This is a genomic window from Janibacter sp. HTCC2649, from assembly GCF_000152705.1.
GTDB lineage: Bacteria > Actinomycetota > Actinomycetes > Actinomycetales > Dermatophilaceae > Knoellia.
Map to the genome: position 1 here is coordinate 3,506,242 of NZ_CH672413.1, position 21,305 is coordinate 3,527,546.

Below are 21,305 nucleotides of genomic sequence, written 5' to 3' on the forward strand. Positions count from 1 at the left end.
GGGAGAAACCCGTCTTCCCCACCCCAGGAGCACAAGTGGCCAGCATCGACGCCGTCGGCGCACGCGAGATCCTTGATTCGCGTGGCAATCCCACCGTCGAGGTCGAGGTCGCCCTCGATGACGGCACCATCGCCCGCGCTGCCGTCCCCAGTGGTGCGTCGACCGGGGCCTTCGAGGCCTCCGAGCGCCGTGACGGGGACAAGAACCGCTATCTCGGCAAGGGTGTCGAGAAGGCTGTTGACGCCGTCATCGACGAGCTCGGCCCCAAGCTCCTCGGCTTCGAGGCGCACGACCAGCGCCTCATCGACGCCGAGATGATCGCCATCGACGGCTCCAAGAACAAGGAGAACATCGGCGCCAACGCGATCCTCGGTGTGAGCCTCGCCGTCGCCAAGGCCGCTGCCGAGTCCGCCGGCCTGCCGCTGTTCCGCTACCTCGGTGGCCCGAACGCGCGCGTCCTGCCCGTGCCGATGCTCAACATCCTCAACGGTGGCTCCCACGCCGACTCCAACGTCGACATCCAGGAGTTCATGATCGCGCCCATCGGCGCCGAGACCTTCCGCGAGGCCCTGCGTTGGGGCACCGAGGTCTACCACGCGCTCAAGGCCGTGCTCAAGGAGAAGGGCCTCGCGACCGGCCTCGGTGACGAGGGTGGTTTCGCGCCCAACCTCGACAGCAACCGCGCCGCGCTGGACCTCATCCTCGAGGCCATCGAGAAGGCCGGCTACACGGCGGGCGAGGACATCGCGCTCGCGCTCGACGTCGCCGCCAGCGAGTTCCACAACGAGGATGACGGCACCTACAACTTCGAGGGTGGGAAGAAGACGGCCGCCGAGATGATCGACTACTACGCCGAGCTCGTCGACGCCTACCCGCTCGTGTCCATCGAGGACCCGCTCAACGAGGACGACTGGGACGGCTGGAAGGCCATGACCGACCGCCTCGGCGACAAGGTGCAGCTCGTCGGTGACGACCTGTTCGTCACCAACCCCGAGCGCCTCGCCCGCGGCATCGAGACCGGCACGGCCAACTCGCTGCTCGTCAAGGTCAACCAGATCGGCACGCTCACCGAGACCCTCGACGCCGTCGAGATGGCCCAGCGTGCGGGTTTCCGCTGCATGATGAGCCACCGCTCGGGCGAGACCGAGGACACGACGATCGCCGACCTCGCCGTCGCGACGAACTGTGGCCAGATCAAGACCGGTGCGCCTGCTCGCTCCGAGCGCGTCGCCAAGTACAACCAGCTCCTGCGCATCGAGGAGGAGCTCGACGAAGCGGCGGAGTACGCCGGCGCCGGCGCCTTCCCGCGCTTCACCGCTGGCAAGAAGGCCTGAGGCAGTCCCCATGGCGCGCGGCAGCAGTCGAGGACCCGGTTCGTCTCCACGACGACCGGCGTCCTCGCGACCCACGCCGCGCGCCCGGGCCTCCCGCCCGTCCGTCCTGAGCCAGGTCGGCGAGCGCGCCGCCAACGGGTGGCGAGGGCGGCTCAACGCGGCCCGGGCCAACCGCCGCACGGTCCGCCGCATCGGCATGGGCGTCGTCCTGCTCTTCCTCGTCATCCTCGTTGCGCCGACGCTGCGCGCCTACTGGCAGCAGCAGTCCGACATCAGCGCCCTGCGGGACCGGGTCGCCCAGCAGAAGGTCACGGTCGAGAAGCTGCAGTCCGAACAGGCCCGCTGGGAGGACCCCGCCTACGTCGAGCAGCAGGCCCGCACCCGCCTCAAGTTCGTCAAGGCCGGCGAGAAGTCCTACACCGTGCTCGACCCGGTGGCCGACACGCGTGACCCCAAGGTCGCGCACGCGGGCGAGAGCAACGACCCCTGGTACGACACCATCTGGTCCTCGATGCAGGCGGCCGACGTGCCTGCCAACCAGCGCCGGTGACCGCGACCCCCGACCGCGCACCGGTCGCCCAGGAAGATCTCGACGCCGTCGAGCGCCAGCTCGGACGCATCCCCCGGGGAGTCGTCGAGGTCTCGCACCGCTGCCCCTGCGGCGAACCCGACGTCCTGCGCACCCTCCCGCTCCTGCCCGACGGCACACCGTTCCCCACGTCGTTCTATGCCACGTGCCCCAGGCTCACCGGTGCCATCAGCACCCTCGAGTCCGTGGGCGTCATGCGTGAGATGACCGACCGTCTCGGCGAGGACGACGACCTCGCCGCCCGCTATGCCGCGGCGCACGAGGACTACCTGGCGCGACGCAACGAGCTCGGCCAGGTCGACGTCATCGACGGCATCAGTGCCGGTGGCATGCCCACTCGGGTCAAGTGCCTCCACGTCCTTGTCGCCCACTCGCTGAGCGTCGGGCCGGGCGTCAACCCGCTCGGCGACGAGGCCCTCGAGATGCTCCCCGACTGGTGGGCCAGCCACCCGTGCACCGAGCTTGCCGAGGACCCGCAGCAGTGACCCGCGTCGGCGCCATCGACTGCGGCACCAACTCGATCCGTCTGCTCATCGCTGACGTCGATCAGTTAGGTCGGCTGGTCGACGTCGTGCGTCGCACGGAGGTGGTCCGGCTCGGCTACGGCGTGGACCGCACCGGGGTCATCGACCCGGTCGCCATGGAGCGCACTCTCGTCCAAACCCGTGAGTATGCCGCCCAGTGCCGTGAGCATGCCGTCGAACGTGTGCGCTTCGTCGCCACATCGGCCTCGCGCGACGCCAGCAACGCGGCTGAGTTCGTCCTTGGAGTCGAAAGCGCCTTTGCCGCAGCGGGATTCGACGTCTCGCCCGAGGTCGTGAGTGGCGAGGCCGAGGCAAACCTGTCCTTCACTGGTGCCACCGGCGACCTCGTCGCCGCCGACATCCCCGGCCCCTATCTCGTCATCGACCTGGGTGGTGGTTCCACCGAGTTCGTGCGCGGGACCGGACAGGTCGAGAGTGCGCGGTCGGTCGACATCGGCTGCGTCCGGATCAGTGAGCGCCACCTCACGAGTGATCCTGCGACCGACGAGCAGATCGCCGCGGCCAGGGCCGACATCACCGCCGCCATCGATCGCGCCGAGGAGGTCGTCGACCTGTCCGGCATCGCCACGGTCGTCGGACTCGCCGGCAGCATCACGACGATCACGGCGCACGCACTGGGACTCACGGCATACGCACCGGATCTCATCCACCTCGCACACCTCACGCCGGCAGCGCACCGTGAGTCAGCGCAGGGTCTCCTGCACGCGACAACCGAGGAGCGCGCCGAACTCGGCTACATGCACCCGGGTCGCGTGGACGTCATCGGAGCAGGTGCGCTCGTGTGGCACGAGATCCTCGGGCGCGTGCTCGAGCGTTCGCCGGACGCGCAGGTCGTGACGTCGGAGCACGACATCCTCGACGGGATCGCGCTCAGCTGCGCGGGCTGACCCCGACCCCAGGGACCGTCTCGGCGGTGTAGGAGCCGAAACCGTTCCAGAGCACGGCCATGACGATCTCGACGGCCGTGTCGAGGTCGATCTCGGGGTTGCGCAGGCGCCAGGCCGCGACCCGCTCGTTGGTCGCGATCATGATCTCGGCCATGGCCTCGCGATAGACCATGGGGTAGGCCGCGATGGCCGCGTTGCCGCTGAAGCGCTCGGCGATCTCGCGGGCCTGTGCCTGGCGGAGGTTCTCGATGTCCTGCCCGGCCACGACGGCGACGGCGGATTCCTGCATGTAGACCCGGAAGCTGCCGCGGCGCGCCTCGAAGAACTGCATGAACGAGCGGACCCCGGCCCGGAAGTGCGCCTCGACGGGGGAGTGTGGCGGGAGGGCGTCGAGGGCGGCCGCGGTCGAGGAGAGCAGGTCCTCGCGGGCGCGCGCGACGACGGCGACGAGGAGGTTCTCCTTGGAGCCGAAATGGTCGTAGATGACCGGCTTCGTGATGCCCGCCGCGGCGGCGATGGTCTCCATCGTCGTGTCCTGGTAGCCGTGCTCAGCGAAGACCGACTCGGCGACGTCGAGGAGCTGGCGTTCACGTTCCTCACGCTTCATCCGGGGCGCGCGGGGGGTGCCCTTGGCGGGGCCGCGGCGGCGCGAGGTGGGGGAGTCCGTGCCGTCGGAGGAGGCGGGAGAGGCCGTGAAGGTCATGCGGGGAGGTCATCCGTTCTGAGTGTTGCGCGGGTGCATCCCTGAGCCTACCGGGCGTATCAGGGCGCTACTTGCGCCTTCTCGCAGGTCACGACACGCAGTCACTCCTGTTGTTGCCGCACTAATGCGGAGTGCGTAGTAGTGTGCACTGTGCGCCATCAGGTCGGTGGTGCTCATGAGACAGGAGGTGCCCGGAGATCATGGACGCCACACAGCTCGTCAAGGGGGTGCTCGACCTCGCCGTCCTGGCCGTCGTCGCCCGCGAGGACGGCTACGGCTACGACGTCGTGCGACGGCTCCGAGCCGCCGGGCTCGAGGACGTCGGTGACGCGTCGGTCTACGGCACCCTCCGTCGCCTCTACAGCGCCGGGGCACTCACGTCCTACGTCGTCCCGAGCGACGAGGGGCCGCACCGCAAGTACTACGGGATCAACGCGCAGGGCCGTGACGCCCTCGCCAGCCAGGGCAAGACGTGGGCCGCCTTCGCAGGGACGATGGCCGGCCTCCTCGACGAAGCAGGAGTGAAGTCATGAACGACACCGTGGCGATGGAGGTTCGGGACTACGTCGTCGGCGTGCGAGCGGCCTTGGCGGACCTGCCGGCCGAGGACGTGGAAGAGTTCACGACCGGGATGGAGGCCGACCTTGCGGAGCGGTTGGCCGAGCCGGGCGAAGGCACCTTGCGTGACCGCCTGGGAGGACCGGATGTGTATGCCGCCGAGCTGCGTTCCGCTGCTGGCCTCCCTCCGCGCACAGCCCTGGTGCAGCCGAAGAAGCCTGTGGCGCAACGTGTTTCGGGACTCTGGTCCGATCTGAGCTCGAGCATGCTCACCGCCATGCCGTGGCTGAGCGACCTCCGCCCGGTCTGGTGGGCGGTGCGAGGCGCGTGCCTGGCCGTCTTACCTGCCCTAGTCCTTGGCGTCGGCCTCACGTGGCTAGCAATCTTCGGCGCTCTCGTCTCAGTGGTCGCCGGCTTGCTCGCCCGGCACGGGAGTCTGTCTGGTGGTTGGGTCCGCCCTGTCCGAGTAATCGGCAACGTCACTGCCGTGATTCTTCTACCGATTGCTTTCGTCATGTTCATTGATGGGCGGTACCCATCCGCCAACGACCAGATGTGGGCCGAACCGATGGCCTCGGCCGGACACGGTTTGCTGAACAACGGTGAGCAGGTGGCGAACCTCTACGCGTACGACTCGTCGGGACGGCGTATCGATGACGTGCGGCTCTTCGACCAGAACGGACGAGCCCTGGCAGTGGATGAAGGATCCATCCTCTACGGCCCGGTCGACCCGGTGGGAGCAGTGAATCCGCAGACGGGCGAGTTGATGGCGGACCTCGACGTCTTCCCACTGCGCTGGACCGGACACAAGGGCTGGCTCAAGTACAACGAGTGGGAGCCGCCGATGGCGATCACTCCGCTGCCCGGGCCGGTGCCGACCGTCGACGCCAGTCCGTCACCCACGGTGACGGCCACCCCCAACCCCGGGGCGAGCGTCAGTCCATCGCCGAGCGCCTCACCGAAGGTTTCACCGACGTCGCCGAGCTCAGGGGTCTCGGCGACTCCCACCCCGACGCCCAGCGCGAGCCCGAGCGCGTCGAGGTGAGCCCCTTGCGTCCGCGCGGATGGCTGGAAAGCCGACCATCCGCGCGGACGCAAGCGGGCGGCATACGCAGGCTTTATGGTGAGTGCGCCCCCGTGGCCCAACTGGCAGAGGCAGGCGACTTAAAATCGCTCCAGGTACGGGTTCGATTCCCGTCGGGGGCACCAGCGCTCAGCGGTCGAGGTCGTGACCCACCCGGCACGAACCCTGGCTGTCGCAACGAACGTCGGGTGGTCCGTAGCGGATCGGCAAGGCCACGAACGTCGCGCACGCCGCGACCGCCAGAGCGGTCCCGGCCAGGCAGGCGCGAGTCAGCAGTCGCCTCGCCCGCGTGCCGGTCCCGTGCTGCACCAGGGCGACCAGGCCCATCCCGACCACAGCGCCCGCGGTGTTGACGATGACGTCAGTGATGTCGGTCCGCCCGACAGCCAGGACGTACTGGGCAATCTCCATCCCCGCGCTCAGGCTCCCCGCCAGGAGGGTCAACCGCCAGCGCGGCGACTTCGGCGCAAGCAGGGCGAGATAGATGCCCAACGGGACGAAGAGCAGCAGGTTCCCCACCACCTCCATCGGCTGGCTGGCGCCGTCCCCGTTGCTGGCGGTGACGAAGGGCGTGAGCTTGACGTTGCGCACGCCGCCACCCACGCTCGGCCACTCCAGCTTCCACATCACGACCCAGACGAGCAGCGCAAGGTAGACGCCGAAGAGGGCGATGAGGGGGCGGCGGCTGGGCGTCATCCGCCCATTCAAGACCACGCGATGTTGTCCCGCTGTCTGCTCTTTTCGATATGCCGCCGATAGGTCGAGACTCGATCGTTGTCCACAGGAGACCGTGCGGCGGGAACACAGGGGGCCTCGAACACGATTGAATGGGTAGACGACGCGGTGGATCGCCACCGCGCCAGACATACGGAGGACACGATGGCCAGCAATCCGGCCTTCAACCGACTCGAGAAGGACGCCCAGTCCGGTTATGCCGGGTTCCAGGGGGACGGCGCCCGCGCGAACCCCGGCAACAACGTCTCCTACGCCCAGCAGGGCGCAGCCCACTCGATGAACCCGCAGCAGCTCCAGGACATGTACAACGCGCCCACCGCGGGCCCGACCGACACCGGTCGCGTGACGATGGACGACGTCATCATGAAGACGATGGGCCTGTTCGCCCTCGTCCTCGGCTTCGGTGCCGTCGGCTGGATCGTTGCCTCACAGAACCAGCAACTGGGCTTCATGCTCCTCATGGGCGGGATGATCGGCACGCTCGTGCTCGGTCTCGTCATCGCCTTCAAGAAGACCCTGAGCGTTCCGCTCATTGTCGGGTATGCCGTCCTTGAGGGTTTGTTCGTCGGTGCCGTCAGCCAGGTCTTCGAGAAGCTGTACGACGGCGTCGTCCCCATGGCCGCCATGGCGACCGTTGGCGTGTTCGTGGGCATGTTCCTGGCCTACAAGAGTGGCCTCATCAAGGTCACGGACAAGTTCCGTCGCATCGTGACGATGATGATCTTTGGCTACGCGATCTTCGCGGTCATCAACTTCATCTTTGCGATGGTGACGAACACGCCGTTCGGCATCGGTGGCAACGGGATGTTCGGCATCGCGATCTCGGTCTTCGCCGTCGGCCTGGCCTCGGTCTCGCTGGCTCTCGACTTCGACATGATCGAACGCGCCATCGCGACCGGTGCTCCTCAGAAGTACAGCTGGCTCCTCGCGCACGGCCTCATCGTGACCGTGGTCTGGCTCTACATCGAGTTCCTGCGTCTGTTCGCCCGCATGCGCGACTGACCATGCACCGCCTTCCCGACGACGTGTCGCGGGAGCTCGAGCGCGTGGTCCGCAGATGGCGAGAGCTGTCCGCGGACCACGCGCTCGCCGCATCCGGGGCCGTGCGTGAGCTCGTCCAGGACCTCGCCGCCGTCACTGCACACCAACCAGTGCCCGAGCTCGGCCCGGTCGTCCTCATCGACCAGCTGCGCGTCCTCGTGTGGGACGCAGCGTCAGCTGGCGTTCCCGACCTCACCGACCGACTCGCCGACCTCCGCCGCCGTCTTCCCTGAGGTTGTCGCCTCGTCCGGCGCGTCGGCCTGGGGGTCGCGCGCCTCCGGCACGGGGTCGTGACGACGTCGCAGCAGCACGGCCCACCGTCCGCGGGGTCCGCGAGCCTGGCCGCCGACCTCGGTCGGGGACACCTCGGACCCGGCATCCTTGACGGCCTGACCGGCAGCCACCGCAACGGGTCCAACACCCTCGCCGCGTCGCGCCTCGGGCGGGCGATCGGCCGTGTCGTGGCCCCACACGCCGAGCGCCGCGCACACCGACGGCAGCAGCGCAGCCGCGGCCCGGGCATATCCGGCAGCGGACGGGTGGAAGCGGTCCTCGCTGAACATCGTCTTGGGAGACGCGGCGAACTCCTTGCCGAGCAGGTCGCCCAAAGACACGGTGCGACCGCCGGCCTCGACGACCGCGATCGTCTGGGCGGCGGCGAGGTCGCGACTCCACCGACGGGCGAGCAGGCGCAACGGTTGGGCCAGGGGCTCGATCGTGCCGAGGTCGGGGCAGGTCCCGACGACGACCTCGCTGCCCAGGGCGCGGATGCGGCGCACGGTCAGCTCGAGGTGGCGCACGGCCGTGGCGCGGTCGACGCGGTGGGTCACGTCGTTGGCGCCGATCATGATGACGACGACGTCGGGGGTCACCGACTCCAGCCCCTCGGCGAGCTGGCGCTGCAGGTCGCTCGACTCGGCGCCGACGACCGCGGTGTTCGTGAGGTGGACGCTGCGCCCCATGAGGGCACTCACACCGCCGGCGACGATGGCGCCGACGGTCTCGGACGGGCGGTGCGCGCCCATGCCTGCCGCACTCGAGTCGCCGATGACGAGGATCTCGATGGGTTCACCCGGACCGGCGCCGTAGGTGCCGTTGTCGTCGGGGGAGGAGTCGAAGGGCGTGCCCACGAGCCGGCGCGCGAGCAGCGCTTCACCCTTGATGACGCCGTAGCTCACCGCGCCCAGCGCAGCACTCGCCGCGGCCAGGCCGCCACCCCCGTATGCCGCAGTCGATGCGATCTTGCGTGCCCGTCGTGCGCGTCCCATGCTGTTGCCGACCTCCTCGATCTCTCGACCACGCTAACGCCAGGCAAGGACACGAGTGTTCCCACCCGGCATACCGGCAATATTTGCGGCGTCCCGAGGTCCGCGTGCGAGATGGGAGAATGGGCCCATGAAGTATGCCGAGCACATCGCCGACCTCGTGGGCAACACCCCTCTCGTGAAGCTGAACTCCGTCACCGACGGGATCGCCGCGACGGTTCTTGCCAAGGTCGAGTACATGAACCCGGGCGGGTCCGTGAAGGACCGCATCGCCCTCAAGATGATCGAGGCCGCTGAGGCCTCGGGCGCGCTCCAGCCGGGCGGCACCATCGTCGAGCCGACCAGCGGCAACACGGGTGTCGGACTCGCCCTGGTCGCCCAGCGCAAGGGCTACAAGTGCATCTTCGTGTGCCCCGACAAGGTCAGTGAGGACAAGCGCAACGTCCTCAAGGCCTACGGGGCGCAGGTCGTCGTCTGCCCGACGGCGGTCTCCCCGGACCACCCGGACTCCTACTACGAGACGTCCGACCGACTCGTCCGCGAGACACCCGGTGCCTGGAAGCCGGACCAGTACTCCAACCCCATGGGCCCGGCCTCGCACTACGAGACCACCGGCCCGGAGATCTGGAACGACACCGACGGCACGCTCACCCACTTCGTGACGGGCATCGGCACCGGCGGCACCATCACCGGCACCGGCCGCTACCTGCGCGAGCAGAGCGATTCCCGTGAGGGTGGCCGTGTCCAGATCATCGGCGCCGACCCCGAGGGTTCGGTCTACTCCGGCGGCACCGGTCGCCCCTACCTCGTCGAGGGCGTCGGTGAGGACTTCTGGCCGACCGCCTACGACCCCAAGGTCGTCGACCAGATCGTGGCCGTCTCCGACGCCGACTCCTTCGACATGACGCGTCGCCTCGCCCGCGAGGAAGGCCTGCTCGTCGGTGGCTCCTGCGGCATGGCGGTCGTCGCGGCCCTCGAGGTCGCCAAGGACCTCCCGGCCGACGCGATCGTCGTCGTCCTCCTGCCCGACTCCGGTCGCGGCTACATGTCCAAGATCTTCAGTGACGACTGGATGAGCTCCTACGGGTTCATGCACTCGGACGCTGCCACGACGGTCGGCAGTATCCTGCGCGCGAAGTCCGGTGAGATGCCGGCCCTCGTGCACACGCACCCCAACGAGACGATCCGCGACGCCATCGAGATCCTGCGCGAGTACGGCGTCTCGCAGATGCCGGTCGTCAAGGCCGAGCCGCCCGTCATGACCGGTGAGGTCGCCGGCTCCGTGAGTGAGCGCGAGCTCCTGGAGCTGCTCTTCGTCGGCAAGGCGCACCTGTCCGACTCGGTCGAGAAGCACATGGGCAAGGGCCTGCCGCTCGTCGGTTCCGGTGAGCCCGTCTCCACGGCCCGTCACGAGCTCGAGCAGGCGGACGCCGTCCTCGTGATCGAGGGTGGCAAGCCGGTCGGCGTCCTCACCCGGGCCGACCTCCTGGGTCACCTCGTCGACTGACGAACCGCGCAGGCAACGCAGGGCGCTCAGCGCCCGAGGCCCGTAGCGGCGAGGAAGTCGGCGCGAGAGCTCGTCGACTAGAACTCCCTGTCGTCTTCGTGCCCCGCACGGACCGCGAGCGCCAGCGAGTTGTCCGTGCGGGGCACGAAGACGGTTGCGTTCCGAGACGACAAACACGGCGGCGTATGCCGGGAGCTAGCTTCCCGGCATACGCCGCCTTCGTGTGTGGGGCAGGCATTTCTGGTTACCCCTTGCCAAGTTGGCACTTTACAAGTCATAGTTGTTTGTCAAGTAACTTGGGCAAGGAGGCCTGCACCATGGCGGCAAACGCGACCGTTCCCATCGGCTCGACCGATGAGTGGAAAGACCCGAAGCGGTATCTGTGGCTCATCGGACTCGTGGTGCCGTCGCTGGCCCCGATCGGCCTGGGCATGTGGCTGCTCACGGACTGGTCGGCGTGGTTCTGGCTCGGGCCGATCGTCATCCTGGTCGTCGTGCCGGCCATCGACCTCGTCGCCGGACTGGACCGCTCGAACCCGCCTGACGACCTCATTGAGGCGCTCGAGAAGGACAGGTACTACCGGTGGATCACCTACCTGTACCTGCCGATCCAGTACGGCGGGTTCATCGGTGCCATGTGGATCGTTTCGGGGGCGAGTCCCTGGGAGCTGTCGCTCGTCGAGAAGATCGGCCTCGCGATCTCGATCGGGTGCATCGGTGGCATCGGCATCAACACGGCGCACGAGCTCGGTCACAAGCGTGAGGAGAACGAGCGCTGGCTGAGCAAGGTGGCGCTGGCGCAGAGCTTCTACGGCCACTTCTACATCGAGCACAACCGCGGCCACCACGTGCGCGTCGCCACGCCCGAGGACCCGGCGTCGAGTCGGGTGGGCGAGAACTTCTACCAGTTCTGGCCGCGCACGGTGTGGGGCTCGCTCAAGAGTGCGTGGCGGCTGGAGAAGCGACGGATCGGTCGGCGCAAGCAGCACCCGTTCCGCCTGTCCAACGACGTCCTCAACGCCTGGCTCATGTCTGCGGTGCTGTGGGGTGCGCTCATGGCGTGGCTCGGCGTGGGGATCCTGCCGTATCTGCTCATCCAGGCGGTCATCGGTTTCTCACTGCTCGAGGTCGTCAACTACATGGAGCACTACGGGATGCTGCGCCAGAAGGTCGGCCACGGCGACCGGCAGCGCTACGAGAGGGTCGACCCGTCGCACTCGTGGAACTCCAACAACGTCGCGACCAACGTCCTGCTCTATCACCTGCAGCGGCACAGCGACCACCACGCGAACCCCACCCGCCGCTATCAGACCTTGCGCGACTTCGAGGAGTCGCCGGCACTGCCCACCGGGTATGCCGGGATGATCGTTCTCGCGCTGGTCCCGGCGATCTGGCGTCGGGTCATGGACCCGCGGGTGCTGCGTCACTTCGATGGCGACCTGAGCCGAGCCAACTTGTCTCCGCGCAAGCGAGAGAAGCTGCTCGCAGCTCATCCGGTGCCGGTTGCGCCGGGTCGTGCCGGTGCCCGGGTCGATGGTGCGGCTGGTGGCAACGTCCTGGTGGATGAGGTTCTCGCGGCGCGCTGCCCGGGCTGTGGCTACACCTATGACGTGGTCGCGGGGGAGGAGCGAGAGGGCTTCGCCGCCGGGACCTCGTGGGGGCAGATCCCCGATGACTGGTGCTGCCCCGACTGCGGCGTTCGGGAGAAGGTCGACTTCGTGGTGGTGGAGCCGCGCGCGGCATGATGAGCCTCGTGACGAGTGAGGGTGTGAAGGCGGCGTCGGCGACGTCCCTGCGCGAGCGCATCATCGAGGCGGCGTCGGACCTGACCATCGAGCAGGGCTGGTCCGGCGTGACGATGAGCAGGCTCGCCGAGCGGGTGGGTGTGAGTCGCCAGACGATCTACAACGAGGTCGGCAACAAGCCCGACCTGGCCGAGTCGCTCGTGCTGTGGGAGCTGGGCCACTTCCTCGAGGCGGTCAATGCTGGCTTCGACGCCCACCCCGATGACCTCATCGCCGCTGCCCGGGAGGCCATCCGGCGGGTGCTCGAGAGGGCCTCGGTCAATCCCCTGCTGCGCGCCGCCATCTCGGCGACGGAGGGCACCGACACGGGCCTGCTCCCGTTGCTCACCACGGACTCCGAGTCGCTCGCCGCAGCGGCTGCTGTGGTCATCGAGCTGCGGTTGGGAGGCTACGAGCACCACATCGAGCCGCACCGTTTGGGCGCGCTCGTCGACATGATCGTGCGCCTCGTGGTCAGCCACGTGATCCGAGCCTCGGGCACGCCGGAGGAGTCGTCGGGCCACATCGCGTGGATCATCGAGCAGGCGCTCCGACCCGATCGTTCCTGAGGTTGACGAGGTCTGCTCCGGCACCGTCGTAGCGAGGGCGACGTGGCCCGCGAGCTCTCCCACGACCAGACCGGCGGTGGGTGGGCAGGAACACACCCCGATGCCCTGACGGCGCCTCCGGGTGTTTCCGTACTCTCGAGTAATGACTGGCTACCCGCACCTGCTCTCGCCGATCGACCTCGGCCACGTCACGCTGCCGAACCGGGTGGTCATGGGTTCGATGCACACGGGTCTAGAGGATCGCGCGCGGGACTTCCCCAAGCTCGCGGCCTTCTTCGCGGAGCGGGCTCGGGGCGGGGCGTCCCTCATCATCACCGGCGGGTTCGCGCCCAACATCGAGGGCACGCTCCTGCCGCTCGCCTCGAAGCTCACGACGGCGCGCGAGTCCAAGCAGCACAAGGTGATCACCGAGGCGGTGCACGCCGAGGGCGGGCGGATCGCGCTGCAGCTGCTGCACGCCGGTCGCTACGCGTACACGCCCTGGTGCGTCGCGCCGTCCGCGATCAAGAGCCCGATCTCGAAGTTCACGCCTCGCGCCCTGTCTGCTCGTGGTGTGGAGCGGACGATCGACGCGTTCGTCCGGGAGGCGCGACTGGCGCGCGAGGCCGGCTATGACGGTGTCGAGGTGATGGGTTCGGAGGGCTACCTCATCAACCAGTTCCTCGCGCCGCGCACCAACAAGCGCACCGACGCCTGGGGCGGAACACCGGAGAAGCGGCGTCGCTTCGCCGTCGAGATCGTCCGCCGGATCCGCGAGGAGGTGGGCGCGGACTTCCTCGTCATCTACCGCATCTCGGCCGTCGACCTCGTGACCGACGGCCAGACCTGGGACGAGGTCGCCGCGCTGGCACGCGAGGTCGAAGCGGCCGGTGCCACCGTGCTCAACCTCGGCATCGGCTGGCACGAGGCTCGTGTCCCGACGATCGTCACCTCCGTGCCCCGCGCGGCCTTTGCGTCGTATGCCGCCCGCCTCAAGTCCGAGACGTCACTTCCCGTGATCGCGACCAACCGGATCAACATGCCCGAGGTGGCTGAGGCGATCCTTGGCGCCGGTGATGCGGACCTGGTGTCGTTGGCGCGCCCGTTCCTCGCTGACTCCGAGTGGGTGCGCAAGGCCTCCGAGTCTCGTTCCGACGAGATCAACACCTGCATCGCCTGCAACCAGGCCTGTCTGGACCACACCTTCGGCCGCAAGCGGGCGACGTGCCTGCTCAACCCGCGCGCCGTCTACGAGACCGAGCTGGTGCTCGGGCCGACGCGCCGGGTTCGACGGGTCGCGGTGGTGGGCGCCGGGCCGGCCGGGTTGTCCTGCGCGACGGCGCTTGCGGAGCGCGGGCACTCGGTCGAGCTGTTCGAGGCGCGCGACGACATCGGTGGCCAGTTCGCCATCGCTCAGCGCATCCCCGGCAAGGAGGAGTTCTCCGAGTCGATCCGCTACTTCCGTCGCCGCATCGAGGTGACCGGCGTGAAGCTGCACCTCGGGCGTGCCGTGACGGCGGCCGAGCTGCGTGATGGCGGGTTCGACGAGGTCGTCGTGGCGACAGGTGTCACGCCTCGGGTGCCGTCGATCCCGGGCGTGGACCACCCGTCGGTGATGACCTATGCCGAGCTCGTCCGTGGGGAGCGCGAGCCCGGTCAGCGCGTGGCCGTGATCGGTGCCGGTGGCATCGGGGTGGACGTCAGCGAGTTCCTCACGGCTCAGCCCTCGGCGACGCTGGACCTCGACCTGTGGCGTGCCGAGTGGGGTGTGGGTGACCCGGCCCTGTCGCGTGGTGGGCTCGCGACAGCTGTGGTCGAGACTCCGAAACACGAGGTGATCCTGTTGCAGCGCAAGGCATCTGGCATCGGCAAGGGTCTCGGCAAGACCACGGGTTGGGTACACCGGGCGGCGCTCAAGGCCAAGGGCGTCGAGCAGGTCACCGGTGTGACCTATGACCGCATCGACGACGACGGACTCCACGTGTCTTTCGGTGACGGCGAGGACGCCCCGGCCCCGCGCGTCATCCCCGTCGACACCGTCGTGCTCTGCGCTGGCCAGGAGTCGGTCCGGACCCTCGCCGACGAGCTGGGGGACAGCGGCATACCCGTCCACGTCATCGGCGGAGCCGATGTCGCCGCCGAGCTCGATGCCAAGCGCGCCATCCGCCAGGGCACCGAGCTCGCCGCCCGCCTCTGAGCCACCCTCACCGGGGTCCCGCTCCGCACGTGCCTTTGCTTCACCTGCTGGAGCAAGGGCACGTCCTGAGCCGACCCATGACGGACCCCGCGATCCGCTGGATTGGCCGGGCTTCGACAGCCCGACACCGACGCTGGCCATGGCACCCTGTCAGGCATGACCGGATGGTGGTGGCTCGTCGTCGTGCTCACTGTGCTCGGCGTCATCCTGCTCGCGGTCGGCTTCCTGCAGCTGCGCGGCGCGCGACCCACCGCCGAGATCAAGAGTGGCTTCGGTGGTCCTGCCGGGAGCTCCGACGTCGGTTCACACCCCGGGTTCAACGCACCCGGCCCGCGCGATCACTGGAAGGTCGGGGCGCCCCTGCGCATTGCCGGGTTCAGCTGCCTCGCCGCCGCAGCCACGGTCGGCCTGATCCTGACGATCGCCAAGGCCTTCTGAGCAGGCGATTGCCGGCCAAGGGCACGAGTCGGGCCCTGCGTGACGAGTCGGCGGTTGCTGAGGTGGCGACTCGTCACAGAACCCCCGACACCTGGGGTCAGGCGGTCCAGTTGGACTCGAGGACGGCCATGTAGTGGACGTCGATCCACTCGCCGTCGAACAGCAGCGCCTCGCGACCAGTCCCCTCGTGGACGAACCCGACCTTCTCGTAGACATGGCGAGCCCGCGGGTTGAAGTCATAGACCTCAAGCGTGATCCGGTGCAGCCCGAGCACTCGGAACCCGTAGTCGACGATGAGCCGCGTCGCCTCGGTGCCCAACCCGCGGCCACGCCCAGCCGCGCCGATGAGGGTGCGGAACCAGCACGACCGGTTGCCTTCATCCCAACCGGCGAGCACGACCTCGCCGACCAGCCCGCCACTCCCGCGATCAATGACGGCCAGTACCAGTCGGTCATCGGCCTCGGCCCACCCGCCATAGATCTCACGGAGCCTCTCGAGCGGCATGCCCTCCGGCTCCTGCGAGCTCGCGTTCACCGAACCCGTGAGGCGCGCGATCTCGGTGTCCTCGCGGATGATCGCGTCGATGACGTCGGCGTCTTCTGCCCGGATCGGGCGCAGGGTCACCAGCTCGCCCTCGAGCGTCGGCTTGGCAGCGAAGTCGGCAGTCACGAACGCCTGCTGTGCCCCGCAAGGTGCGTGACGGCATCTCGGATTGTTTGGTTGGCGGAACAGATCCACGCCTGAACTAGCCCGGCCCGTTTAGTGGTTCGGGGGGCCGGTAGTTCCGCTGTGCCATCTCCTCGACCCTTTCAAGCGGGTACCTGATACCGTCCTCGCCAAAATCCATGCCTTGCCACCAAGTATCCAATGCTGCCCGGGTGATGCCTAGCCTCCGAGCGGTCTCATCTGGCGTAAGGAGTTCTCGGTCGAACCCTTCCCGCTGCATCTCGATTGCAGCTGACTGCAGCGCACGCAACCCCTTAACGACAGCCGCGAGGTTGATGCCGCTGATTGAAGTCAGCAGGGGACCCTCAGGCGTTTCCGAGCTGGAGGCGGCCAAGCCAGGGCGGGTGGAGAACTCGTGCCTCCGCCACCTGTCCAGGGACCACACGGACTTTCCTTGGACCTCGTCGCCCCAGTGTTCTTCAATGTTTCGCCAGTCGCGCAGCTGTCTCTGAAACGGCAACGTTGGTGTCGAACCGCGGCGATCTGCCATTAACCCCCGGGCAGTCACTGCTTGTGCGGCGGCCAGCAGGAAGAAGTACATCTCGTCCAACTCGTCTTGGTAGGCGGTTGCCAATGCCGGCGGCCACGTGCCCGATACGAATCCAATGGCATCGCGAACTCGCTCTGTCTCGCGATGCGCTTCCTGAAGTCGATCGTGTTGCTTGATAGCCCGACGAAAGACCGCTACAACCTTGGCTGCGGGCCAGCGGTCCGGGCTCACGCGGGCGGAACGATGTCCGTCTGCGCGGGGAGGTTCGCGACACCGATCGGGCACGTGAGTCCGTTGGGGCCGTGGTTGCAGTAGCCGTTGGGGTTCTTGTGGAGGTACTGCTGGTGGTAGTCCTCGGCGTACCAGAACGGCCCCACTTCGTCGGCCGGCGAGAACTGTGTGGTGATCTCGCCAGCGTTGACGCGGGTCAGCTCTCCCTGGAACGCCTCACGCGTCGAGCGAGCGGCCGCCTCCTGCTCCGGCGTGGTCCAGAAGATCGCCGACCGGTAGGCCGTGCCGATGTCGTTGCCCTGCCGGTTGCCCTGGGTGGGGTCGTGGTTCTCCCAGAACGCCTTGAGCAGGAGCTCGGGGGTCGTCCGAGTGGGGTCGTAGGCAACGAGGACCGCCTCCGCGTGCCCGGTGCGACCCGTGCAGGTCTCCTCATACGTCGGGTTGGGCGTGAAGCCGCCGATGTAGCCAGCGGCCGTCGTCACCACACCCGGCAGCTTCCAGAAGATGCGCTCGGCGCCCCAGAAGCAACCCATCGCGACATAGAGCACCTGGGTGCCCTCGGGCCAGGGACCCTCGAGGGGCGTGCCGAGCACCTCATGGGTCGTCGGCACCGTGAACGGTCGGGTCTCCCGACCTGGCAGAGCCTCGGCGGCGGTGGGCAGGGTGGTCTTGGCGCGCGATCCGAACATGGGGCACTCCTGATCTGTGACTTCGTACACCTGTGAGGTTGTCCCGAGCTGGGGGGTCTGTCCCGTGCAATGCTCCGGAGCACTCAATGATTCCCGAGGTTGCTGCGTCTAGGTGGGTATGAACACGAACGAGGGGGCGGATCTCGATGCGTGGCTCGATGGGGCCATGCCGCGGATCCATGGTCTCGCCTACGCGCTCACGGGCGACCAGCACGCGGCCGAGGACCTGAGCCAGGAGGCGCTCGCGACGGTCGTGAGCAAATGGCGCACGGTCTCGCGAGCGCAGAACTCCACGGCATACGCGAGAAAGATCGTCGTCAACACGTTCCTGAGTCAGAAGCGCAAGCGGTGGACCAGGGACGTCGTCTCCGACGCCGCCGTCACCGAGCTCGTGCCCTCCACGGACGACCACGCCGACGATGTCGTCGATCGTGACGCTCTCCTCGAAGCACTGAGCGGGCTGCCACCGCGACAACGCACTGCCGTGACCCTGCGCTACTTCGAGGACCTGCCCGACGTCGAGATCGCCGCCCTCATGGGTTGCTCGGTCAGCACCGTCCGCTCGTCCATCCACCACGCCCTGGCCGCCTTGCGCGCGGGCTCGGTCGCTCACACCTTCAAAGGAGTCTCGTCATGACCACTCAACTCGAGGATCAGCTCCGCGAGGTGCTGCGCGATGCGCCCGAACCCGACTGGCGCGCCCTGCGTGCAGCGATCGACACACGTGCAACAGGCAAACGACGCGCTCGTATGCTGCGCGCCACCGTCGGCGGGGCGGCCGCCGCTGCCGCCGTGGTCGCCATCGCCGTGGGCGCGGCGAACTCGGCGATCTTCACGGGACAAGAGGCCACGCCAGCGAAGTCGAACCGTCCCACGGCGAGCGGGACCCCGTCGCCGTCAGTGCCGGCCACGACGGCGTTCGCGCCGCGCGTGAAGCTGGCCAATGGCGACTACCGCATGCCGATGGCCTTCCCCGACGTCGCGCCCCAGGGTGCGGCAGCGCCAGCGGGGCTGGAGCGCGCTGCCACCAGTTCTGACATGGTTCCTCTGTCCCGGATGGCCTCCGTCGGCTGCCTGACAAACCCCGAAGCAGCGACGCCCCAGCCTTGGGGGAGCGACTCCTGGGACTACCGCCCGAAGGGAGAAGCGAAGGCGCCGGCCAGCGCGGAGGTCACCCTGACCGGCTGGCCCACCACCACGGCCGTGACAGCGATGCAGCAGCTCGCGGACAACTCCGGCGCCTGCGCCTTCAGCCGGCCCTTCCGGAAGGTCGCGTGGCCCGGACTCGCTGCCACTGAGGCAAACCAGTTCGTCGTCGAGGAGCCAGTGACGCCCGGCGGCAAGCGCTTCGTCGCCATTCGCCGAGTCGGAGACGTGACGGTTGACGCGTGGACCTCCGGCTCGGACGAAGCGCGTGCCCTCGCCGAGTCCCGTCGGCTCGTGGACGCAAGTGTCGACGCGCTTCTGGCGAGCAAGGCACTCGTCGAACCTCAACCTGCAGTCTGGTCGTGGCCCGATGGTCGCAGGGAAGCCTTTCCCGACGGGGCCGCCTTCATCCTGCCCGCCATCGCTCCGTCACCCGAGGCGGTCGGCACCCCCTCGCTCACCCGTGACGAGCCCTGGGGCAACTCCTCCATGGGGACCGTCCCTGTCTTCGGATCACAGGTGGGAGACCCGGCACATCCGGGTCAACGGGCCGTGGCCGTGCGCGAGGCCATGTACGTCCTGTCCGGGCCGGGTCTGGATGCCAACAAGGGGGTGCTGCCTACGACGTCCGTGCTGTGGTCCTCCTTCCCCGATGGACAGAAGGCGTTCGACGAGATCGTGGCGAACCGTGGCACGGCCCGCTGGTTCAGCGCGCCCGTTCGAGAGGCGTGGGCGGGGCACGATGAAGCGACCACCTTCCTCGCCGATCAGGCCGACCAGTTCGATCCTCCCTTTCCGAAACAGATCGCCCTCCGCCTCGAGGGCGACGTCCTCATAGCGGTGGTGGCACAGGGGCGGACGCAGGCCGAGGCTCGCACGATCGCCACCAGGCTCGCTGACGAGTCAGCCAAGAACCTCGCGAGCTTCGGGCGCGGCCCCGACGGTCGCCCCGGCAACGGCAAGTAGCGTCGGTTTAGGCCTTGGCGTAGATGCTGACGTGGGCGTCGTTGCCGGTGTAGGGCTGGCGCTGCCATCCGCCCCAGCGCTCGACGAGTTCCAGTCCGGCTATGCGGGCCATGAGATCCAGTTCGCTGGGCCACGCCAGTCGGCAGGCGATCGGCGCGAAACGTATGCCATCCGCCGCGATCCGCACGTGGTTCTCGTCGAGGACCTGCGTCGCCGGGTCGTAGGAGCAGACGTCGAGAGTGACCGCGTCCGCCTCCACCCGCTCGGGGCGGGTGTAGGAGTGGATCGGCAACCACGCGCTCGGCACGGCAGCCTCGATGACGAAGGCGCCGTCGTGGTCGAGGTGGCGCGCGGCGTTCTCGAAGCACTCCACCTGACCGTCCTGGGTGAGGATGTTGAAGATCGTGTTGTAGACGAGGTAGACGAGTCCGTATCTCCGGTCCATCGAGGTCGTCGCCATGTCGCCGACGCGCACGTCGAGCTCGGCACCTCCGGGTCGCGTCCGCAGCACGTCGACCATCGACTGCGACAGCTCGATGCCGTCAACGCGAACACCCCTGCGCGACAGGGGAAGTGCCACCCGGCCGGCGCCGATGGCGAACTCCAGGGCAGCTCGCCCCGACGCGAGCCCGGCGAGGAAATCGGCGCAAGCGTCCTCGTCGCCGCGCACATGGGCTTCTTGGAGCGCTGCGACCTCTGGGCCGAAGCTGGTCTCTGGCGTGAATCCCTGCATGGCCCCGAGTCTGGAGCGATGACGCGCCGCATCGCGACCGAATAAACCCATTGGCTCGGCGCATGCCCGAGCGTGGACGATGGGGCGTATGGGTATCCGCATCGTTCCAGTCACCACGCTCGACCCGGCGCAGGCCGAGCTGGCGCAGGCGTGGAACGAGGCAACCATCGTCTCGACGGCGGCAACGATGGGCGAGGACCACGATGCCCGTTCACTGGCTTCTCACCGCGTGCGCGAGGAGTCCCCGAACTGGGACCACCGTTACCTCGCCGCCATCGACGACGAGGCCAGAGTGGTCGCCAGTGCCGCGCTCGCCCTGCCCCTGCGCGACAACCTCCAGCTCGCCCTCTTCCGGATCGACGTCCTCCCGGAGCGCCGCCGTCACGGCATCGGGACAACCCTGCTCGAGCACCTCACCCAGCTGGCCCGTGATGCCGGGCGTACCTCGCTCGCCGCAGAGACGGCATACCCGAAGGACGGAACGGATCCGGGCGAAGCGTTCGCACGCCGCAACGGGTTCGATCTCGCCCAGACGAACCACCGCAACGACCTGGACGTCACGGCATACGCCTGGGAAAAACGTTCGGAGACAGCGGAGTACGCGATCGAGACCTCGACCGACGACACGCTCGACGAGTGGCTCTTGGACCGCGCGATCCTCCAGCAGCGGATGAGTACAGACGCCCCGATCGGCGAGCTCGACCTCGAGGAGGAGGACTGGGACGCCGAACGGCTCAGGGGCGAACGGCAAGCGAGCCGCAAGAGCGGCCGCCGCGTGATCGAGTCCGTCGCGCGTCACCTCGCAACCGACCACCTCGTCGCCTTCACGCAGCTGCAGGTCCCGACGGCGGAACCCGAGCTCGCCTATCAACACGACACGATCGTGCTGCGCGAGCACCGTGGGCACGGTCTCGGCGCAGCCCTCAAGGTGGCCAACCTGCGCGCCCTGCGCGCTGAGTTCCCGCAGACCCGCACCGTCCGCACCTGGAACGCCGTCGAGAACGCACCGATGATCGCCGTCAACGAAGCCCTCGGCCACCGCACCACCGCCATCGAACGGGAGTGGCAGAAGCGGCTCGCCTGAAGTGACGCCGACCACGCGGCATAC

Annotated in this window: 23 protein-coding genes and 1 tRNA gene; 17 read left to right on the top strand and 7 right to left on the bottom strand. The window is 68.3% G+C overall.

Annotated features, from left to right (window positions below):
• Window positions 1-35: 35 nt before the first annotated feature.
• From eno to JNB_RS16835, 4 genes are read left to right on the top strand one after another with little or no spacing between them, the layout of a single operon-like run.
• Window positions 36-1,334, top strand: a complete 1,299-nt coding sequence (eno, locus tag JNB_RS16820; RefSeq protein ID WP_009777720.1) for a phosphopyruvate hydratase — start codon at window positions 36-38, stop codon at window positions 1,332-1,334.
• A 10-nt stretch (window positions 1,335-1,344) separates the two neighbouring features.
• Window positions 1,345-1,884: a septum formation initiator family protein gene (locus JNB_RS16825; RefSeq protein ID WP_009777721.1), complete on the top strand. Its 540-nt coding sequence runs from the start codon at window positions 1,345-1,347 to the stop codon at window positions 1,882-1,884.
• A complete protein-coding gene (locus JNB_RS16830; RefSeq protein WP_009777722.1) occupies window positions 1,881-2,408 on the top strand; it encodes a DUF501 domain-containing protein in 528 nt (175 codons plus the stop codon). The genes JNB_RS16825 and JNB_RS16830 overlap by 4 nt, the downstream gene beginning before the upstream one ends.
• A complete protein-coding gene (locus JNB_RS16835) occupies window positions 2,405-3,355 on the top strand; it encodes an exopolyphosphatase (RefSeq protein WP_009777723.1) in 951 nt (316 codons plus the stop codon). Before JNB_RS16830 ends, JNB_RS16835 begins: the two co-directional genes overlap by 4 nt.
• Here the strand turns inward: JNB_RS16835 and JNB_RS16840 are convergent.
• Window positions 3,339-4,058 (bottom strand): TetR/AcrR family transcriptional regulator, encoded by a 720-nt coding sequence (locus JNB_RS16840; RefSeq protein ID WP_009777724.1) that lies wholly within the window; start codon window positions 4,056-4,058, stop codon window positions 3,339-3,341. The two genes, JNB_RS16835 and JNB_RS16840, sit on opposite strands and share 17 nt — an antisense overlap.
• A gap of 200 nt (window positions 4,059-4,258) precedes the next feature.
• Between JNB_RS16840 and JNB_RS16845 the strand changes: the two genes are divergently transcribed.
• From JNB_RS16845 to JNB_RS16855, 3 genes are all read left to right on the top strand, one after another.
• Window positions 4,259-4,591 carry a PadR family transcriptional regulator gene (locus JNB_RS16845; protein WP_009777725.1) on the top strand — a complete coding sequence of 111 codons (333 nt, stop codon included), beginning with the start codon at window positions 4,259-4,261 and terminating at the stop codon, window positions 4,589-4,591.
• Window positions 4,588-5,661, top strand: a complete 1,074-nt coding sequence (locus JNB_RS16850; RefSeq protein WP_009777726.1) for a hypothetical protein — start codon at window positions 4,588-4,590, stop codon at window positions 5,659-5,661. The genes JNB_RS16845 and JNB_RS16850 overlap by 4 nt, the downstream gene beginning before the upstream one ends.
• Before the next feature lie 86 nt (window positions 5,662-5,747).
• Window positions 5,748-5,825, top strand: a tRNA-Leu gene (locus tag JNB_RS16855).
• A 4-nt stretch (window positions 5,826-5,829) separates the two neighbouring features.
• Here the strand turns inward: JNB_RS16855 and JNB_RS16860 are convergent.
• Entirely contained in the window at window positions 5,830-6,396 is a 567-nt protein-coding gene (locus JNB_RS16860) for a VanZ family protein (RefSeq protein WP_009777727.1), read from the bottom strand.
• 183 nt (window positions 6,397-6,579) lie between these two features.
• Here JNB_RS16860 and JNB_RS16865 point away from each other — a divergent pair, with 183 nt between their 5' ends.
• Both JNB_RS16865 and JNB_RS16870 read left to right on the top strand, forming a co-directional pair.
• Window positions 6,580-7,437 (top strand): Bax inhibitor-1/YccA family protein, encoded by an 858-nt coding sequence (locus tag JNB_RS16865; RefSeq protein WP_009777728.1) that lies wholly within the window; start codon window positions 6,580-6,582, stop codon window positions 7,435-7,437.
• A gap of 2 nt (window positions 7,438-7,439) precedes the next feature.
• Window positions 7,440-7,709 (top strand): hypothetical protein, encoded by a 270-nt coding sequence (locus tag JNB_RS16870; protein WP_009777729.1) that lies wholly within the window; start codon window positions 7,440-7,442, stop codon window positions 7,707-7,709.
• Here the strand turns inward: JNB_RS16870 and JNB_RS16875 are convergent.
• Window positions 7,650-8,744: an SGNH/GDSL hydrolase family protein gene (locus tag JNB_RS16875; protein ID WP_009777730.1), complete on the bottom strand. Its 1,095-nt coding sequence runs from the start codon at window positions 8,742-8,744 to the stop codon at window positions 7,650-7,652. The two genes, JNB_RS16870 and JNB_RS16875, sit on opposite strands and share 60 nt — an antisense overlap.
• 127 nt (window positions 8,745-8,871) lie before the next feature.
• On the opposite strand from JNB_RS16875, the gene JNB_RS16880 reads away from it, so the two are divergent.
• From JNB_RS16880 to JNB_RS16900, 5 genes are all read left to right on the top strand, one after another.
• Window positions 8,872-10,248, top strand: a complete 1,377-nt coding sequence (locus JNB_RS16880) for a cystathionine beta-synthase (protein WP_009777731.1) — start codon at window positions 8,872-8,874, stop codon at window positions 10,246-10,248.
• Window positions 10,249-10,565: 317 nt separating this feature from the next.
• A complete protein-coding gene (locus tag JNB_RS22245) occupies window positions 10,566-11,993 on the top strand; it encodes a fatty acid desaturase (protein ID WP_009777732.1) in 1,428 nt (475 codons plus the stop codon).
• Window positions 11,993-12,601: a TetR family transcriptional regulator gene (locus tag JNB_RS16890; protein WP_040883937.1), complete on the top strand. Its 609-nt coding sequence runs from the start codon at window positions 11,993-11,995 to the stop codon at window positions 12,599-12,601. Before JNB_RS22245 ends, JNB_RS16890 begins: the two co-directional genes overlap by 1 nt.
• A gap of 142 nt (window positions 12,602-12,743) precedes the next feature.
• Window positions 12,744-14,777, top strand: a complete 2,034-nt coding sequence (locus JNB_RS16895) for an NADPH-dependent 2,4-dienoyl-CoA reductase (RefSeq protein WP_009777734.1) — start codon at window positions 12,744-12,746, stop codon at window positions 14,775-14,777.
• Window positions 14,778-14,933: 156 nt separating this feature from the next.
• Window positions 14,934-15,215, top strand: coding sequence for a hypothetical protein (locus JNB_RS16900; protein ID WP_009777735.1), 282 nt, complete (start codon window positions 14,934-14,936; stop codon window positions 15,213-15,215).
• A gap of 97 nt (window positions 15,216-15,312) precedes the next feature.
• Here JNB_RS16900 and JNB_RS16905 read toward each other — a convergent pair whose 3' ends face one another.
• The 3 genes from JNB_RS16905 to msrA all read right to left on the bottom strand — a co-directional run bounded on the left by JNB_RS16905 (window position 15,313) and on the right by msrA (window position 17,352).
• A complete protein-coding gene (locus JNB_RS16905; RefSeq protein ID WP_009777736.1) occupies window positions 15,313-15,885 on the bottom strand; it encodes a GNAT family N-acetyltransferase in 573 nt (190 codons plus the stop codon).
• 76 nt (window positions 15,886-15,961) lie between these two features.
• Entirely contained in the window at window positions 15,962-16,492 is a 531-nt protein-coding gene (locus JNB_RS16910) for a hypothetical protein (RefSeq protein WP_148232487.1), read from the bottom strand.
• A 167-nt stretch (window positions 16,493-16,659) separates the two neighbouring features.
• Window positions 16,660-17,352 (bottom strand): peptide-methionine (S)-S-oxide reductase MsrA, encoded by a 693-nt coding sequence (gene msrA / locus JNB_RS16915; protein ID WP_009777738.1) that lies wholly within the window; start codon window positions 17,350-17,352, stop codon window positions 16,660-16,662.
• Between the two features lie 118 nt (window positions 17,353-17,470).
• Here msrA and JNB_RS16920 point away from each other — a divergent pair, with 118 nt between their 5' ends.
• Together JNB_RS16920 and JNB_RS16925 are read left to right on the top strand one after the other, a co-directional pair.
• On the top strand, window positions 17,471-17,989 hold the full coding sequence (locus JNB_RS16920) for an RNA polymerase sigma factor (protein ID WP_009777739.1): 519 nt from the start codon (window positions 17,471-17,473) through the stop codon (window positions 17,987-17,989).
• Window positions 17,986-19,464, top strand: coding sequence for a hypothetical protein (locus tag JNB_RS16925; RefSeq protein WP_009777740.1), 1,479 nt, complete (start codon window positions 17,986-17,988; stop codon window positions 19,462-19,464). The genes JNB_RS16920 and JNB_RS16925 overlap by 4 nt, the downstream gene beginning before the upstream one ends.
• Window positions 19,465-19,471: 7 nt before the next feature.
• Here the strand turns inward: JNB_RS16925 and JNB_RS16930 are convergent, their stop codons facing one another.
• Entirely contained in the window at window positions 19,472-20,197 is a 726-nt protein-coding gene (locus JNB_RS16930; RefSeq protein WP_040883941.1) for a class I SAM-dependent methyltransferase, read from the bottom strand.
• An 88-nt stretch (window positions 20,198-20,285) separates the two neighbouring features.
• On the opposite strand from JNB_RS16930, the gene JNB_RS16935 reads away from it, so the two are divergent.
• Entirely contained in the window at window positions 20,286-21,281 is a 996-nt protein-coding gene (locus JNB_RS16935; RefSeq protein ID WP_009777743.1) for a GNAT family N-acetyltransferase, read from the top strand.
• Window positions 21,282-21,305 lie beyond the last annotated feature (24 nt).